This is a genomic window from Hydrogenophaga sp. LT287 (assembly GCF_055702805.1).
The window spans coordinates 1-14,774 of sequence record NZ_JBVPZC010000046.1 but is presented as its reverse complement, the minus strand read 5'-3'; the positions used below and the strand labels follow the sequence as shown (position 1 = coordinate 14,774).

Here is a 14,774-nt window from a genome sequence, read left to right as displayed (position 1 = left end):
CTGCGCGGCAGAACGTTTCGCGTACTGATTTGAGGACCGCTGCGCGGTGCCTCGGGCGATTTGATCGCTTCCGTTGTTTGGCGTGGTCCTTACGGCGGCCTTGGTCAGGTCTGAACGCCCCGTTTCGCGCCCCGAGATGCCCCGTTTTCCCTCAAATGCCGCGCAAACTGCACATCCGTCTCAAGTTCAGCGCCAGACACACGAGCTTGAACTCGGCCTTGACCTTGTCCAGTCCGCGCAGGCTGAACTGTCTGAACCCCAGCACGCTCTTGATCCAGCCGTTGGGCGCCTCCACGATCCACTTCCTCTTGCGGTAGGCCGCCTTGCCCTCGGGTGTCTTCAACTTGGCATCCATCGCCGCGCTGCGCGGGTACTTCCGGGCGTCAATCTCCAGCGCCTGCTTGCCCTCGCGCCCCAGCGCCACGATCAACTCGCTCGGACTGTCCTTGATCTGCTCGAACACCGACTCCGAGCGGAACCCCGCATCAGCCAGCACCTGCCTGGCGTCTTCGCACAGGTTGGCTTTCACCGCCGCCAGCAACACGGGCAGGCGGTCGCTGTCGGTGGCGTTGTTGCTCAGCTCGGCCGCCACCACGATCTGCGCGCTCTCGTCCACCGCCGTGTGCGCGTTGTAGCTGTAGTCATAGCCCCCACCGGCACGCTTCATGATCCGGCTGTCCGTGTCGGTGAAGCTCTCCTGGGCGCTGTCTTTGGGCACGCCGAAGTCGCGCTTGTAGCGCCCGCCCTTGGGTTTGCCGTCCTTGTCCCGGGGTTTGCGCTGATCGTTCTGGCTGCGCCCGCGGGCTGCATCGGCTTCTCGCTGGCGTTGTTCCAGCCGCAGCTTGGCCGCCGTGATCGCGGCCAGCCGATCGGCTCTGCGTTTGATCTCGCTGGGGATGTCGATGTCGGGTTCGTTCTTTTCCAGGTCGTCGGCCGCCTTAGCTCTGTTGAGCAGCCCGTCAATCTGCGCTTTGAGTTCGGCCTCGGCCTTGAGCATGCGCTCGTAGCTCATGGCCTTGTGACGGCTCGCATTGGCCTTGAGCTTGGTGCCGTCCACCGCCACGGTGCCCAGTTTGACCAGGCCGCACTCGCGCGCCAGGCGAACGACCTGAACGAACAAGGCCGAGAGCTCTTGCAGGTGCAGTGCCCGAAAGTCCGAGAGCGTGCGGTGCGCCGGGTAGTTCTCTGCGGCCAGCACCCGCAGCGCCACGTCTTCATGCAGTTTGGCCGCCAGCTTGCGCGAGCTGAAGGTGCCCGTGGCGTAGCCATAGATCAAGACCTTGATCATCATGGCCGGGTGAAACGGTTGGTTGCGTGGGCCGCCCTTGTCGTAACGGGCGTGAAACGCCCTCAGGTCCAGGCTGTCGACGCTGTCGCTGATGAAGTACGCCAGATGCCCTTCGGGCAGCCAGTCTTGCAGTGCGTCAGGCAGCAGTCGCTGCTGTTGCGGTTCGTAGGGGAGGTAACTTGCGGCCATGCCCACAATTTACCAAGCATTCGGACCTCATGGCGCTTCTGCCGCGCAGGCTCCTAGCGCCCTAGATGTGGATGTTGGCGCTGTTTTTGAATGCCGAGCCCTCGCACGAAATCTTAGACGGCCGCTTCGCCTGCCACGGGCTGCAAACAACATAGCTTTGCCGACTACAGCGAGCGCGGACCGCTTGAAGGCGGCAGAGCCCTGAGCTGCAGCGACTTCTCGCTCGCTTCCTGGAAGCTACCCACGCGCTGCAGCGTGAGCTTGCCGTTCTTCGGGTCGAAGGTCACCAGCATGGAGGCGCTGGCCTGGTCGTCGTTGAGAACGGCCACGTATTCGATCTGCGGTGTGGCCGAGAGCTTGGCCTGCAGTTCGTTGATCTGCTCTCAAGGGAGTGGGTGCCCTGAGTACGGATTGACCGTGTTGCCAGCTGCCACTGTTCTGCAAAGCCCATTGAACAGGTTGGGGAGACCAGCGCGTCCGCCTTCGAGAAGATTCCAAGCATTGGGACAGCAGGCTTTCTGACTTAGCCTGTAATGGAATGCGGCCCAGATTTGACGCAGGGCAGTGGTCAGCCTGACCGGCCGACGCTCCGCTATCTATAGCAGCCCGCATTGACCTTTTTCTGAGGAGCAGGCCACTTCAAGGCACCGGCAACACGATGTCAACCCGCCCGCCGCCCAATGAGCCACCTGAAAGCTTCAGCTCCCCATGGTGGCTGGCCACCAGGTCGCTCACCACTGCCAGCCCAACGCCGTGCCCGGGCATTCGCTCGTCCCCCCGCACGTGCAGCTGCAGGATGGACTCGGTGTCGCTGAATCCAGGGCCGTCGTCCTCGATGCGAATGCACAAGGATCCCGGCTCACGCCATATCCGCACCAGGACCTGGGTGCGCGCCCACTTGGCCCCGTTGTCCAGCAGGTTCCCAAGCATCTCGAACAAGTCGCCCTCGTCGATGCGCCAGGTCAGGTCGGCTGGGCACTCGACGCTGAAGTCCAATGCCCTTTCGGCATACACCTTGGCCAGCGCGTCGCGAATGCGCTCCAGGATTGGCGCCACCAGAAGTGGCGGCGCAAAACGCGCGGCGCCCCCGGCGATGGCGCGCCCCAGCTGGTGCTGCACGATGTCATCCATGCGGCTCACCTGCTGGGCTACGGTGGCTGGCAGTTGCGCCGGCTCGGCCATGGCGCTGCGCAGAACAGCAAGCGGAGTCTTCAGGCTGTGAGCGAGAAAGCTCAGCGCGTCGCGATGTCGGGCCTGACGCTTGCGCTCCTGCTCAATCAGGTTGTTCAGGTTGTCCGTGAGGCTGGAGATTTCGGTAGGGTAGCGGCCCTCGATGCGCGATTGCCCGCCATCTTCGATACGCCGGATCTCGCTGGCCACGTGCCGCAGCGGCGCCAGGCCCCACCGCAACAGCCACAGCTGCGCCAGCAACAGCAGCACGGCAGCACCCCCCAGCCAGAGCCAAAGGGTGCGGGTGAAGGCACCGACTTCGCGGTCGAAGGCCGCGCGGTCCTCCAGCACCGTGAGCACCAGCGGTGCCTCACGCTCGGAGGCCTTCCAGGTGACGGCATAGCTGACCGACAGGAAGGACTTGCCGGCCCCATCCACCGTCTCGTTGCGCCATTGACCGGGTTGCTGGCTGCGCCGGAACGGTGGCTGCAGGCCCAGGGTCGAGGCCGACTGCCACTGATCCCTGCGCAGCACGTTGTATATGCCCGCGTACAGGCCGGAACCCGGAAGCGACAGGCGCGGCTCCGCAAACTCTGGCGGCATCACCAGCGCTCCGCCAGCATCGAGTTCGGCAGCGGCCAGCAGCAGGTAGATGGTGCTCTGCAGCCGGCCGAAATAGGCCGCCTGCACGCTTTCGGTATTCGCACGCTGCACCGCCAGCCCCGCGCCGGCCATAAATGCCAGCAGTACCACCGCAGCACCCAGAAGCAGGCGGGTACGAATGGAGTAGCCGGCCTTCATTCGAGGGTGAACCGGTAGCCCCGCCCCCGCACGGTCTCGATCGGGCCGACGCTGCCGTCGGGGTCGAGCTTGCGCCGCAGGCGGCCCACCAGCACCTCCAGAACGTTGCTGTCGCGGTCTTCCCCGTGCGGGTACAGGTAGTCCGACAGCGCCTGCCTGGTGACGATGGCCGGGCGCTGGCGCACCAGGTGCTCGAGCAGGCGGTACTCGAACGCTGTGAGCTCCAGCACCGCGCCGCTGAGCCGCACCGCCTGCGCCGACGGGTCGATGCTGAGGGGGCCAAGCGTCAGCATGTCAGTGGGGGCCCCCAGCGAGCGCCGCAGCAAGGCCTTGAGCCGCGCCGCCAGCTCCGGGTATTCGAAAGGCTTGACCAGGTAGTCGTCGGCCCGGCTTCCAGGCCCACCACTTTGTCTTGCCAGCTGCCGCGCGCGGTGAGGATCAGAATGGGCAGGGCGCTTCCGGCTTGCCGCAGGCGCTGCACGATGCTCAGCCCGTTCAGCTTGGGCAACCCCAGGTCAACGATGACAAGATCGACCGGGTACTCGCGCGCCAGAAACAGACCCTCTTCGCCGTCCTTGGCCTGGTCGACCCGGTAGTCATCGGCCTCCAGCTGGCGGGCCAAGGTGAGCCGTAGCGCGGCATCGTCCTCGATCAGTAACAAGCGCATTGGTCTGAAGCTGCAGCAGGTTGGCCTTAGCGGGTCTGGCCAGTGACGACGTCAATCTGGATCACGCGGACCTCACCAGCCGGCGTAACCACCTTGATGCGCCATACCGGCTGGCCCGAAGACTCGAGCTTCTCAACGGACAGCACGCGGCCGCCACTGGCCCGCTGGGCCACTGCAGCCGCGTCGTCGCGGCTCAGATCGGCCCAGGCCAGGTTGGATGCCAGCAGCAGGGTGGCGCAGAGTAGTTTGGCAAATGTGTTCATCGGTTGTAAGTATCAAGGTATTCGCGTCCGCCACGTTCATCACGCCTGCCCTGGTATTGGCGTCCACCCTGGTACTCGCTCTCAATCGGAGTGAATGAAACGCGAATCGGCAAGGTGCGGCCTGGGTTCTCGCGGGTCACCGTGCTGTAGACCTGGCCGCGGTACTCGTATTCGACTTGGTAACCCGTGAGGCGGGACTGCACGTCGTTGACAGTGCGGCAGTTCTGCACCTGGCGCTGCTGCGGCTGGGATGCCTGCTGGTAGCCACCACCCCAGTTGTTCTGGTTGGCAAAGTGCTCGGCTGCCAGCGCGCCGACCACGGCACCGAGCGCGGTGGCGGCGTCTCGGCCGCGGCCCTTGCCAACCTGGTTGCCGAGCAAGGCGCCGGCCACACCGCCAACCGCCAGCCCCCCGTAATTGCGCGAAGCCGCCACGGGTTGCTGCTCGGTCACCCACTGGCTGGTGCACTCGTTGCGCGGCACGGAGATGTTCTCGTACCGCGGTTCGACGTTGCGCACGCGGGCAGTGTCGTTGAAGGTCTGGGCTTGGACGCCCGCCGCCAGCAACGTGGTCAGACAAAGAATGGAAGTACGTTTCATGGAAAGCTCCTTGGTTGATGTGAGACGGAGCTTAGGAAGAAGTGGGTGAACCGAAGCTGAACGAAATTGATAAATATTTCCTCGCGACCCAGAGTCGCTGGTACCCCCGCAAAGCTTCTCTACAGTCCGAATGAGAATGCAGCATCACGTTGGATAATCTGCCATTACCCAATGTGAATTTTATGGAAAATTAAAAGCCATTTACCTCATAAATAGTATGTAATATCATGGTACATACCATAGTACGAAATAAGAGGACGAGCCATGGCCCGAGCCGGAATCTACAAGTCTGAGGTGCTGCGGGCCCGCGATAAATTGCTGGCCACGGGGCGCCATCCGTCCATCGATGCGGTGCGCGAAGAGTTGGGCACCGGCTCCAAGAGCACGATCCACCGCTATTTAAAGGAGATCGAGGAAGATGAAGGCGGGGCCGCCGGCACCCGGGTGGCCGTCAGCGAGGCGATCCAGGACCTGGTCGGCCGCCTGGCCGCCCGCGTCAACGAGGAAGCGGAAGAACGGGTCACCACGGCGCAGAACAAGCACGCCGAGCAACTCGCGCAGCAGCAGCAAGCCGCCGCGGCCCTGAAAACCGAGGCCCAGTCCACCCGCCAGCAGCTGGAACACACACAGCGCTCGCTGGCCGATGAAAAAACCGCTCACGGCAAAACCAATGAAACGCTGCGCAGCAAGACCCTGGAATGCACGCAGCTTGCCCAGCAGGTGGTTGACCTGCAGGAGCGCGTCGCGGCCGAAGAACGCCATCGCCAATCGCTGGAAGAAAAGCACCAGCATGCCCGCCAGGCGCTGGAGCATTTCCGGGAGTCCACCAAGGAGCAGCGCGACCAGGACCAGCGTAAGCACGAGCAGCAGGTGCAGTACCTGCAGGCCGAGTTGCGCACCGTGAATGAGACCTTGGCCACCAAGCAGCAGGAAGCCGTTCACACGCTTCAGGACAACGCGCGCCTGCTGGGCGACTTGTCGCGCGCCCAGGGCGATCTGCACCAGGCCCAGGAAGAAGTGCGAGGCCTGCGGCCGCTCAAGGAGGAACTGGGGTTTGCGCAACGGCGCACCGAGGAATTGGGCCGGCGCTTGGTCGAGCAGGACAGTGCCGTCCAGCAGCTCAGCACCTCGAATGCGCAGCTGCAGGCCAAGCTCGATGAACTGCTCACCGCGAAGCAGCAGTTGGAACTGGCGCTGGCGACGGCTAGGTCATCCGTCACTGCCCAGGAGCAAGTCGTGGCCAGCATGCTGGAGCGCCTCAGTGCGCCGGCGATTGGTCCTGATGTGGTTGCGAGCCCGGCTGAGGGGGGCGCTCGACCAGGGAAGAGGGAGTCGAAAAAACCAACGGGGACAGGGAGTTAAGCCTGTTTCTGCGGGCTTTTACATGAATCCCTGCCGACCCTCCACAAGGCTGACTGCAGACATTTGAAATCGAGGCGCGAACGTTCGCTACTGCCGAAACCGGTCACTCCTGAAACTGACCCCGGTCGACCGCAGGGACACCCACACCGGTCTCTGGATTGGGGCTAAGCAGATCGGAAGGTGAAAACGGTCTAGCGAAGTGCGTGCGCTCCATGAAGCAGAAGAAACCTCAAGGTGAAATGTCAATTGGGTTTCATCTGCAAATCGACTGCAAGCTTGCCCAGCAGCTTGATCGCCCCGTCAAAACGGGCATCGCCGGGATGGCCCACGTTGATGCGCAGGTGGTGGGTGAAGCGGTGGTCGGCCGAGAACAGCACACCAGGGGCTGTGCTGATGGAACAGGCCTTTGCCCGCTGGTGCAGGGCCAACGCATCCACCTCGGGCGGCAGCTCCAGCCAGAGAAAGTAACCGCCTTCAGGGCGGGTGACGCGGGTGCCCGCCGGAAAATGGCGCTCCACCAATTTCAACGCATGCAACCGTTGAGCGGCCAGCGCCTCACGCAACCGGCGCAGGTGCCTGTCGTAGCCACCTTGTGCCAAGTAGTCCGCCAAGGCAAGTTGTGACGGGATCGCGGTGGCCAAAGAGGTCATCATTTTCAGCCGCTCCACCTGCGCCGCGTATCGCCCGGCCGCCGCCCAGCCCACGCGGTAGCCTGGCGCGAGGCATTTCGAAAACGAGGAGCAGTGCAGTACGCCCCCTTGCTTGTCAAAAGCCTTGGCCGGGGGCGGGCGGCGAGTGCCTGCGTGCAATTCGCCGTACACATCGTCTTCGATGAGCGGTACACCGTGTTGCGCCAGCAGTTCCACCATGGCCTGTCGCCGCGCCACCGGCATGAGCGCGCCCAGCGGGTTTTGAAGGCTGGGCATGAACCAGCAGGCCGCCACTTTTTGGCGCGCCAGCAACTCGGCCAGCGCAGCCAGGTCCACGCCCTCTATGGGGTCGGTCGCCACCTCCACCGCCCGCAGATGCAGGCGTTCAAGTGCCTGCAGTGCGGCATAGAACGTGGGCGACTCCACCACCACCACATCGCCGGGCTGGGTGACCGCCTGCAGACAGAGGTTGAGCGCCTCCATAGCCCCGTTGGTGATGATGAGTTCGTTGTTCGCCAGGGCCATGCCCTGCAAGGCATAGCGCCGTCGCAGCGCCTGGCGCAAACCATCGTCACCCGCCGTGAGTGCGCCGGTGATCTGGCTGGCTCTCAAGCGGCGCATGGCGCGGGCACCACTGCGTGCGAGTTCGTCAAACGGAAACAAGTGGGCAGCAGGGAAAGCCGAGCCGAGCGGCACCACATCGGCATCGCGCGTGGTGCCCAGCAAATCGAACACCAGCTCGCTGACCGCCACCGGCGTGGCTTCCTGGCGCGGCAAGGCCGTCTCAGGGCCCGCGCGCAACGGGCGGCGGGTGGCCAGCACGAAGTAGCCCGAGCGGGCACGCGCCTCGATCAAGCCCAGCGACTCCAGCTGGCCATAGGCCTGGAACACGGTGGAGGGGCTCACGTGGCGCTGTTCGCAAGTGGTGCGCACCGAAGGCAGGCGTTCGCCCGGGCGCAGCAGACCAGCGCGAATCGCATCGGCCATGTCGTCGGCCAGTTGTTGGTATCGGGTCAGGCGCACGCCATTCATCTGTTCGGTTGATTTCCAAATTTCAGACCATCGTACCGCGCAGATGGGCCATGGCTTGCTCAAAGTCCATGTGACAGGCCGGCCAGAACCAGCGCCGTGCCCACCCCATTGAGTCCCATCGCCAGCGCGGCGAAGGCCACATGCTCGGGGTGGGTCTGCAGCACCCTGGCCACCCCGATGGCGTGCGCCACCAGACCCAGCGTGAAGCTGCGAACGCGCTCATCCTCCACACCCAGCCAACGGAACACGGGGCCAGACAGCAAGGTGCCCAGCACTCCGCTGGCCACCACCGCCATCGCGGCCACAGCGGGGATGCCACCAGCGCGATCAGCGGCCAGCATGGCCATGGGCATGGTGGCCGCCTTGGGCGCCAGCGACAGCGCGAAGGGCCATGGCGTGCCCATCAACGCACACAGACCCAGGGTGCCGAGCACGGACACCACACACCCCACGACCAGCGCCACGAGTAGCGGCACAGCCAGCCGGCGCAGCAAGGCCGCCTGGCTGTACAGGGGCACTGCCAAGGCGATGATGGCCGGCCCCGTCAACCAACGCAGCACACGGGTGGCCTCGGCGTACACCGGGTAGTCGATTCCAGTCAACGCCAGCGCCACGAGCACCAAGGCCGTGCCGGTGAGCACCGGCAGGCACAGCTGGTGGTGGCCGCTGCGGCGGTAGAGCCCAATCGCCACCAAGTAAGCGCCCAAGGTGACGGCCGACCAGAGCATCATTCGGCCTCTCGCTTGGTCAGCCGCTGGAGGGAATAGGCCGTCAGGCCCAGGGTCAGCACGGTCACCACGGTGCTCACCAGCAGAAACACCGCCGCATGTTGCACCACCAGTCCTGCGTAGAGCCCCACGGCGGCCACCGAGGGGATCAGCAGCAACATCAAATGGCGCAGCAGCGGCGTGCTGACATCGTCCAGTGCCGGCGGCACCCGGCCCCACACCACCAGCCCACCCAGCAACAGCAGCAGGCCCACCAGCGCCCCAGGCACCGGCCAGCCGGTCTGCGCCACCACCGCATCGCCCAACCATTGCAGGCAGATCAAACCCGCCGCAGCGAGCAAGGCCTTGGCAGATCGAACCAGCAAGCGTTTCCGTCGGGAGGGGGTGTCGTTTGGCGTGTTGGGGTCGGTATCGGGCATCCACCCAGTGTCGTGCAACACCGCCCTTCTGATCCGGTGCAGAAACGGACATTTTTGGCCATTGCAGCGGATCAGATGCGCGTTTCAACGTCATCTGATCTGGTGGTATTTCTCTTCATCTGAATCTATGCGATCAGATGCGCCACAGCCACCATAAAGGCCATGTCGATTGATACCACCCAAAGCCCTGCCTCCACAGTCGCCAGCCCGCTTGCCCCACCCACCGCTTTGCAGCGCGTGGTGGCCACAGGCCTGCTCCGTTGCGCAGTGCCGACCTCATGCGGTGGCAACGGCGGCAGCCTGGACGATCTCTCGCAGGCCGCACAAGTGCTGAAGCGCCAAGACACCGAAGCAGCAACGGTGTTGTGGGCCCAGCGCCTGGCCATCGAGGCCCTGGTGCAGTCGCCCAACGTGGGTCTGCGCGAACTCTGGTTGCCCGAGTTGTTCAGCGGCCACCGTGCGGGAACGCTGCCCATTGGAGCACCGCCGCTGACCGCTGAAGACACCGGACGCGGCTGGTTGCTCAGCGGCCGCTTTGACGGCGTTCCCAATCTGCCATGGGAGGGATTCTCGCTGGTGGCACCGGTGTGCCTGGGGTCTTCGAAAGGCTGGATTTTTCTGCGCAGCGAAGAAGACGGCCTCTCCGTGCACCCCGCCAGCGATAACCACGCCTCTGATCTGGGCACCCTGCGCCTGCGCAATGTGTATTTCCGCGTAGACGAATGGCTGGGCGATGCCGACTTGACCGAGCGCCTCCTGCCGCTGGCCTTTGCCCTGGGTTCCTGCCGCCCCCGCCTCTCGGCCTTGACCTACTGAAACCCGCCATGTCCACACGTATCATTCCCATCGTTCCTGCCCCCAACGTTGCGGCAGACGTAAAGATCCAGGCCCGCTCGATCACAGGCCGCTTCACCCGTTGGCGCTGGGCCATGGTGTGGCTCACGCAGCTCGGCTACTACGGACTGCCCTGGCTCCAGCTGAACGGCCGCCAGGCACTGTTGTTTGACCTGCAGGCAGACCGATTCTTCCTGTTTGGTGCGGTGTTGTACCCGCAAGACCTGATCTACCTGGCCGGCCTGCTGGTGATCAGCGCCATGCTGCTGTTCTTCGTAACCACCTTGGCCGGGCGCCTATGGTGTGGTTTTACCTGCCCCCAAACGGTTTACACCGAGCTGTTTCAGTGGATCGAGCACCGGCTGGAGGGCGACCGGCAAGCCCGCCTGCGGCTGGACAACAGCCCATGGAATGCGCACAAGCTCGCGCGCCGAGGCGGTAAGCACCTGGGCTGGTTCGTGCTCAGCCTGTGGACAGGTTTCACCCTGGTCGGCTACTTCACGCCCATCCGGGAACTGGCTACCGCGGTGCCCTTCGGCCTCGGGCCCTGGGAAGCTTTTTGGATCGGCTTTTACGGCTTGGCCACCTATGGCAACGCGGGCTTTCTGCGCGAGAAAGTGTGCCAACACATGTGTCCATATGGCCGTTTCCAGGGCTCCATGATGGACGCCAATACCCTGTACGTGGCCTACGATGAGCGCCGAGGCGAGCCTCGTGCACCTCGCCCGCGAGGCAGTGACCCCGTGCTGCGCGGCAGCGGCGCGTGCGTGGACTGCACGCTGTGTGTGCAGGTGTGCCCGGTTGGTATTGACATCCGCCAGGGCCTGCAAGCGGCCTGCATCAGTTGCGGCCTGTGCATCGACGCCTGCAACCAAGTCATGGACAAGCTGCGCTCACCGCGCGGGCTGATCCGCATGGCGTCCGAACGCGAGCTGGCCAACCCTGACACAACGGCCATGAGGCTGCGAGACCATCTGGGACGGCGCAGGGTGCTGGTGTACGGCGGCTTGCTGATCGCCCTCACGGCCGTCATGGCATCCAGCTTTCTCACCCGCCCTACTTTGCGTCTGAACGCTGTTCGCGACCGTGCCGTTCTCGCACGGCAAGTGGAAAACGGCGCGGCCGAAAACGTCTACCGGCTGCAACTGATGAATGCCAGCGAAAAAGCACGCGACGTGTGGGTGAACGTCAACGGCGCCGATGGCCTTCGCCTGTCCAGCCCCACGCGCGTGCACCTTGACCCCGCGGCCGCCCACACACAAACCGTGACCGTGCATCTGGCTGCCGAGCAGGCACTGGGTATGGCAGGGCAAATCATCCCGATCCGCCTGGGCATCGCCGAAGCAGACGGCCTCAGCAACGACCGCGCCGAGACAGCATCAACCTTCATGGTGCCGCGTTGAACCCACCCATTCCAACCATGCAAACAAACCACCCACAGCGCAGCCGAGCGCTGCTAACCGGCATTCTCTTGTGCGTCGTCTGCCTCGGTGCGGCGGTTGCTGCAGACGGGCCAACGTTCGAAGACACCCTTGGCCAGCGCCTGAAGGCTTGTACCCAGTGCCACGGCGACCAGGGCCGCGCCGCACCCGATGGTTACTACCCCCGCATTGCGGGCAAACCTGCCGGCTACCTCTACAACCAGATGAAGCACTTCCAGCGCGGAGAGCGCCGCTACGACCTGATGACAAAAATGGTCGACCCGCTGAGCGATGACTACCTGTGGGAGATCTCCCGCTTTTTCTCTGCGCTGGATGTCCCCTATTCACCACCCGTTCCCAGCACCGCCTCCGTTGAAACAATGCGGCGCGGCGAACGCCTTGCCATGCAGGGCGACGCAAGCCGGCAATTGCCTGCCTGCGCGGCCTGCCATGGCGCCCAACTGACCGGTACGACGCCGGCCACGCCAGGCTTGTTGGGCCTTCCGCGCGACTACATCAACGCACAGATGGGGGCCTGGAGAACCGGCGCACGGCGCGGTGCACAGCCAGATTGCATGGCCGACATCGCCCGGCGCATGAAACCCGAAGACATCGCTTCCGTCAGCACCTGGCTGTCCAGCCAACCCTGGCCAGCCAACACGCGCACCCCCACGCAATCCGCCACCACACCACCGCTCAAATGCGGCAGCCATGCCCAGGCACAGGAGCGGCCATGAACACACCGACAACCCAAGCTTCAACAACACAAGCCATCGCCCAACAGCCTGCGCGCCGAACCCGCAGGCTGGCAGCTGCTGGGCTTTTGGCATTGGCCGCCCTGGCCAGCTTGATTGCCTGGCTGTCCTGGCCAGCCACCCCCACGCCAGTTCGCGATCCAGCCATTGCCGGGCTGATCAATGACACGACCACCATCGAACGCGGGCGATACCTCAGTGTGCTCGGCAATTGCCAGGCCTGCCACACCCAGCGCGGAGGGAAGCCCTTCGCGGGAGGCCAAGGCATTGCGACGCCTTTCGGTACCGTTTACGGCAGCAACCTCACCCCCAGCCCATCAGGTTTGGGCACATGGACTTCGGCCGATTTTTGGCGCGCGCTTCACCATGGCCAAGCGCCCGATGGGCGCTGGCTCAACCCCGCCTTCCCCTACACCAACACCACACACATCACTCGCTCAGACAGCGACGCCCTGTTCGCCTACCTCCGCAGCCTGCCCGCCGCAGAAATCCCCAACGTGCCGAGCGAGGTGCGCTGGCCATTCAACACCCAGGCCGCCCTTCGCGTGTGGCGCACGCTTTACTTCCGGCCAAGCGATGTCACACAACCCCCCACCGAACTCGCTGACACCGCTGACGGCGGTTTATCCAGCGCCCTGCTGCGCGGAGCCTATCTGGTCAACGGCCCCGCCCACTGCAGCGCCTGCCATGTGCCGCGCAACGCCTTGGGGGGCAGCAGCGACATGCTGGGGCTGTCCGGCGGCATGATCCCGACCCAGAACTGGTACGCACCCTCACTGCTGGATCCCGCCGAAGCGGGCGTGCAGGACTGGCCGTTGGCCGACATCGTCGCCCTGTTTCAAAACGGTCGGAGCCGCGATCATTTCGTTACCGGTCCGATGGCCGAAGTGGTTCAACACAGCACACAGCATTGGCGCGAAGACGACCTGCTCGCCATGGCCACCTACTTGAAGCAGCTACCTCGCCACACGGTGCTCCCCACCCCCCCACAGCGACTCAGGCAACGGCATCTCCGTGGCCCGTGGCGCTCAGCTTTACAAGCAACAGTGCGCCGCTTGCCACAAGGAAAAAGGAGACGGCGTGAAACTGGCCGACGGCACCTGGGCCTATCCGCCCCTGATCGGCAATGCCACAGTCCGCCAAAGTTCCCCTGCAAACTTGATCCAGACGGTGCTCCACGGTGGCTTCGCGCCCAGCACACAGACGAACCCGCGCGCTTTTGGCATGCCGCCTTTTGTCATGGAACTCAACAACAGCGAACTGGCCGACTTGTTGTCCTATATTCGCATCACCTGGGGCCAGGGAGCAGGGCCCGCCTCCGCACTTGACGTACAGCAACTTCGTGAGTCTTCAACACGATGACGAACGCTTTCCAGATGTTGCACCATGCGAGCGTAGGCAACGGTTGACCGGCTCCTTTTCATGACATCACCCCGTTCCCCACTGACAGAAATCATGCCGGAACTTCTACGTCATGGTGGTCTTATCTGGAAATAAGACTGCCCCGTCCCTGTGACTCATTTGCATACCGGGAGGCGCTGGTTGGCGCTGACATGTCGGTGCTCTTGCAATGGCATCGGCGACACAGGCTAACCCTGGGCCGCGAATACCTTGACCCAGCAGCAGAACGGTGGCCGCTTTGGGCCTCAAAGTCGACCGGCTTCGATGGGTCAATAGCACCTGCTCGCGCTTGGCTGTCGTTCAAGATGAAGTTCCGCAGCGGCGTACCCCAAAGTCGGCAAGGCCCTTGAAACCGGTCATTGTGCATGCGAGACCCCATCTCTCTTGTACGGCGGCTCAAAGGCACAAAGCGTGAGTTCACGGTGCGTTCGCGGCCAGCTGCAACCGCTGCATTGCTGCCCTCAGCAATGCAGCTCTACGTGAGTGAAGCTACCTGATTCGTTCTCTAGCCAAGTGCAGCCTTGCAGCGTCCCCCAAAGTCGATCCGCCAGCCCTTTAACTCCTCGATGTCCTGCCGGAGCTCCGCTTCCTCGGGGATGAAGGCCGGAACCTCCATCGACTGGCTGTGCTCATAAAAGGAGTACTTGGTCATCAGGTGGTCGATGGTCGCGCAGTCGGACGGCTCTATGGCGCACAACGCTGGAAGCCTGTTTTCTGTCGTGACGCTGCGCCGATGACGTTTGACAACCTCGTTCAGCAGGTCGTCTTCGACGGTGCGCTCCAGCAGCTTGCGGAAGTCGCTACAGATGCCTTGGGCTAGCGCGCGATAAGCTTCGCCCCCGCCTGACTCGCCGGCCTTCTTGGCAGCCTGCAGCCTCGTCAGTAGCAAGTTGTTGGCCTTGTCTGTCCGCAAGGTCCAGACGGTGTCTGCAACAGGGAGCCCTGCTGACCCGGCATAGGCTTCGATGCAGCGCTGCTCGAGGTGGGTCTTCTTCCATTGTTCTCCGACCTTGCGGGCAACATCCTCCATGGCACCGTATGTTGATTCATCAGTACAACTGACCCACCGGGGGTGCAGCGTAATTCTTGGACTGGTTTCAGTTGATTAAGCCCAGACTTTCGCGGTACTCGATGGGGCTGAGGGAACCCAACGACATCTTGATCCGTTTTTCGTTGTACCAGAGGATGTACTCGT

The 14,774-nt window shown here is 63.8% G+C and carries 16 protein-coding genes and 2 pseudogenes; 6 read left to right on the top strand and 12 right to left on the bottom strand.

The genetic code is table 11. The features are described from left to right. Window positions 1-151: 151 nt before the first annotated feature. From AC0GNR_RS18425 to AC0GNR_RS18395, 7 genes and pseudogenes are all read right to left on the bottom strand, one after another. On the bottom strand, window positions 152-1,477 hold the full coding sequence (locus AC0GNR_RS18425; RefSeq protein WP_472899619.1) for an IS1182 family transposase: 1,326 nt from the start codon (window positions 1,475-1,477) through the stop codon (window positions 152-154). A 167-nt stretch (window positions 1,478-1,644) separates the two neighbouring features. Continuing rightward, window positions 1,645-1,836, bottom strand: a pseudogene (locus AC0GNR_RS18420) (anti-sigma factor); the annotation flags it as partial. Window positions 1,837-2,116: 280 nt separating this feature from the next. Further along, window positions 2,117-3,448 (bottom strand): ATP-binding protein, encoded by a 1,332-nt coding sequence (locus AC0GNR_RS18415; RefSeq protein ID WP_300651063.1) that lies wholly within the window; start codon window positions 3,446-3,448, stop codon window positions 2,117-2,119. Next, complete coding sequence (locus AC0GNR_RS18410) at window positions 3,445-3,741, bottom strand: winged helix-turn-helix domain-containing protein (RefSeq protein WP_472890439.1); 297 nt, start codon at window positions 3,739-3,741, stop codon at window positions 3,445-3,447. The genes AC0GNR_RS18415 and AC0GNR_RS18410 overlap by 4 nt, the downstream gene beginning before the upstream one ends. Further along, complete coding sequence (locus AC0GNR_RS18405) at window positions 3,735-4,109, bottom strand: response regulator (protein ID WP_472890440.1); 375 nt, start codon at window positions 4,107-4,109, stop codon at window positions 3,735-3,737. Before AC0GNR_RS18405 ends, AC0GNR_RS18410 begins: the two co-directional genes overlap by 7 nt. Window positions 4,110-4,141: 32 nt before the next feature. Further along, a complete protein-coding gene (locus AC0GNR_RS18400; protein ID WP_300651067.1) occupies window positions 4,142-4,378 on the bottom strand; it encodes a PepSY domain-containing protein in 237 nt (78 codons plus the stop codon). Then, window positions 4,375-4,977 (bottom strand): glycine zipper 2TM domain-containing protein, encoded by a 603-nt coding sequence (locus tag AC0GNR_RS18395; protein ID WP_300651069.1) that lies wholly within the window; start codon window positions 4,975-4,977, stop codon window positions 4,375-4,377. Before AC0GNR_RS18395 ends, AC0GNR_RS18400 begins: the two co-directional genes overlap by 4 nt. A gap of 264 nt (window positions 4,978-5,241) precedes the next feature. On the opposite strand from AC0GNR_RS18395, the gene AC0GNR_RS18390 reads away from it, so the two are divergent. Next, window positions 5,242-6,339 (top strand): DNA-binding protein, encoded by a 1,098-nt coding sequence (locus tag AC0GNR_RS18390; RefSeq protein WP_472902267.1) that lies wholly within the window; start codon window positions 5,242-5,244, stop codon window positions 6,337-6,339. A gap of 242 nt (window positions 6,340-6,581) precedes the next feature. Here the strand turns inward: AC0GNR_RS18390 and AC0GNR_RS18385 are convergent, their stop codons facing one another. The 3 genes from AC0GNR_RS18385 to AC0GNR_RS18375 all read right to left on the bottom strand — a co-directional run bounded on the left by AC0GNR_RS18385 (window position 6,582) and on the right by AC0GNR_RS18375 (window position 9,168). Continuing rightward, window positions 6,582-8,006 (bottom strand): aminotransferase-like domain-containing protein, encoded by a 1,425-nt coding sequence (locus AC0GNR_RS18385; RefSeq protein WP_472902270.1) that lies wholly within the window; start codon window positions 8,004-8,006, stop codon window positions 6,582-6,584. A gap of 74 nt (window positions 8,007-8,080) precedes the next feature. Next, window positions 8,081-8,752 (bottom strand): LrgB family protein, encoded by a 672-nt coding sequence (locus tag AC0GNR_RS18380; RefSeq protein ID WP_472902266.1) that lies wholly within the window; start codon window positions 8,750-8,752, stop codon window positions 8,081-8,083. Continuing rightward, window positions 8,749-9,168 (bottom strand): CidA/LrgA family protein, encoded by a 420-nt coding sequence (locus AC0GNR_RS18375; protein WP_472902265.1) that lies wholly within the window; start codon window positions 9,166-9,168, stop codon window positions 8,749-8,751. Before AC0GNR_RS18375 ends, AC0GNR_RS18380 begins: the two co-directional genes overlap by 4 nt. A gap of 162 nt (window positions 9,169-9,330) precedes the next feature. Between AC0GNR_RS18375 and AC0GNR_RS18370 the strand changes: the two genes are divergently transcribed. From AC0GNR_RS18370 to AC0GNR_RS18350, 5 genes and pseudogenes are all read left to right on the top strand, one after another. Next, window positions 9,331-9,984 carry an acyl-CoA dehydrogenase family protein gene (locus AC0GNR_RS18370; protein ID WP_472902264.1) on the top strand — a complete coding sequence of 218 codons (654 nt, stop codon included), beginning with the start codon at window positions 9,331-9,333 and terminating at the stop codon, window positions 9,982-9,984. Window positions 9,985-9,992: 8 nt separating this feature from the next. Then, window positions 9,993-11,405, top strand: coding sequence for a cytochrome c oxidase accessory protein CcoG (ccoG, locus tag AC0GNR_RS18365; protein ID WP_472902263.1), 1,413 nt, complete (start codon window positions 9,993-9,995; stop codon window positions 11,403-11,405). Window positions 11,406-11,422: 17 nt separating this feature from the next. Continuing rightward, the gene (locus AC0GNR_RS18360; protein ID WP_472902262.1) at window positions 11,423-12,160 is read left to right on the top strand and encodes a c-type cytochrome; all 738 of its coding nucleotides are present in this window, start codon (window positions 11,423-11,425) and stop codon (window positions 12,158-12,160) included. After that, window positions 12,124-12,594: pseudogene (locus tag AC0GNR_RS18355) on the top strand (hypothetical protein); the annotation flags it as partial. The gene AC0GNR_RS18360 and the pseudogene AC0GNR_RS18355, both read left to right, overlap by 37 nt. 598 nt (window positions 12,595-13,192) lie before the next feature. Beyond that, entirely contained in the window at window positions 13,193-13,540 is a 348-nt protein-coding gene (locus AC0GNR_RS18350; RefSeq protein WP_472902269.1) for a c-type cytochrome, read from the top strand. A gap of 544 nt (window positions 13,541-14,084) precedes the next feature. Here the strand turns inward: AC0GNR_RS18350 and AC0GNR_RS18345 are convergent. Together AC0GNR_RS18345 and AC0GNR_RS18340 are read right to left on the bottom strand one after the other, a co-directional pair. After that, window positions 14,085-14,609 (bottom strand): hypothetical protein, encoded by a 525-nt coding sequence (locus tag AC0GNR_RS18345; RefSeq protein ID WP_472902261.1) that lies wholly within the window; start codon window positions 14,607-14,609, stop codon window positions 14,085-14,087. A 67-nt stretch (window positions 14,610-14,676) separates the two neighbouring features. Continuing rightward, the coding region (locus AC0GNR_RS18340) for an IS3 family transposase (protein WP_472902268.1) at window positions 14,677-14,774 on the bottom strand (98 nt) is incomplete at its 5' end.

What these genes read in the sequence shown, in the direction of transcription:
- AC0GNR_RS18395 (WP_300651069.1), bottom strand. Translation starts at nt 4,977, where the DNA reads ATGAAACGTACTTCCATTCTTTGTCTGACCACGTTGCTGGCGGCGGGC.
- AC0GNR_RS18345 (WP_472902261.1), bottom strand. Translation starts at nt 14,609, where the DNA reads ATGGAGGATGTTGCCCGCAAGGTCGGAGAACAATGGAAGAAGACCCAC.
- AC0GNR_RS18415 (WP_300651063.1), bottom strand. Translation starts at nt 3,448, where the DNA reads ATGAAGGCCGGCTACTCCATTCGTACCCGCCTGCTTCTGGGTGCTGCG.
- AC0GNR_RS18375 (WP_472902265.1), bottom strand. Translation starts at nt 9,168, where the DNA reads ATGCCCGATACCGACCCCAACACGCCAAACGACACCCCCTCCCGACGG.
- AC0GNR_RS18370 (WP_472902264.1), top strand. Translation starts at nt 9,331, where the DNA reads ATGTCGATTGATACCACCCAAAGCCCTGCCTCCACAGTCGCCAGCCCG.
- AC0GNR_RS18360 (WP_472902262.1), top strand. Translation starts at nt 11,423, where the DNA reads ATGCAAACAAACCACCCACAGCGCAGCCGAGCGCTGCTAACCGGCATT.
- ccoG (WP_472902263.1), top strand. Translation starts at nt 9,993, where the DNA reads ATGTCCACACGTATCATTCCCATCGTTCCTGCCCCCAACGTTGCGGCA.
- AC0GNR_RS18380 (WP_472902266.1), bottom strand. Translation starts at nt 8,752, where the DNA reads ATGATGCTCTGGTCGGCCGTCACCTTGGGCGCTTACTTGGTGGCGATT.
- AC0GNR_RS18410 (WP_472890439.1), bottom strand. Translation starts at nt 3,741, where the DNA reads ATGCTGACGCTTGGCCCCCTCAGCATCGACCCGTCGGCGCAGGCGGTG.
- AC0GNR_RS18400 (WP_300651067.1), bottom strand. Translation starts at nt 4,378, where the DNA reads ATGAACACATTTGCCAAACTACTCTGCGCCACCCTGCTGCTGGCATCC.
- AC0GNR_RS18390 (WP_472902267.1), top strand. Translation starts at nt 5,242, where the DNA reads ATGGCCCGAGCCGGAATCTACAAGTCTGAGGTGCTGCGGGCCCGCGAT.
- AC0GNR_RS18425 (WP_472899619.1), bottom strand. Translation starts at nt 1,477, where the DNA reads ATGGCCGCAAGTTACCTCCCCTACGAACCGCAACAGCAGCGACTGCTG.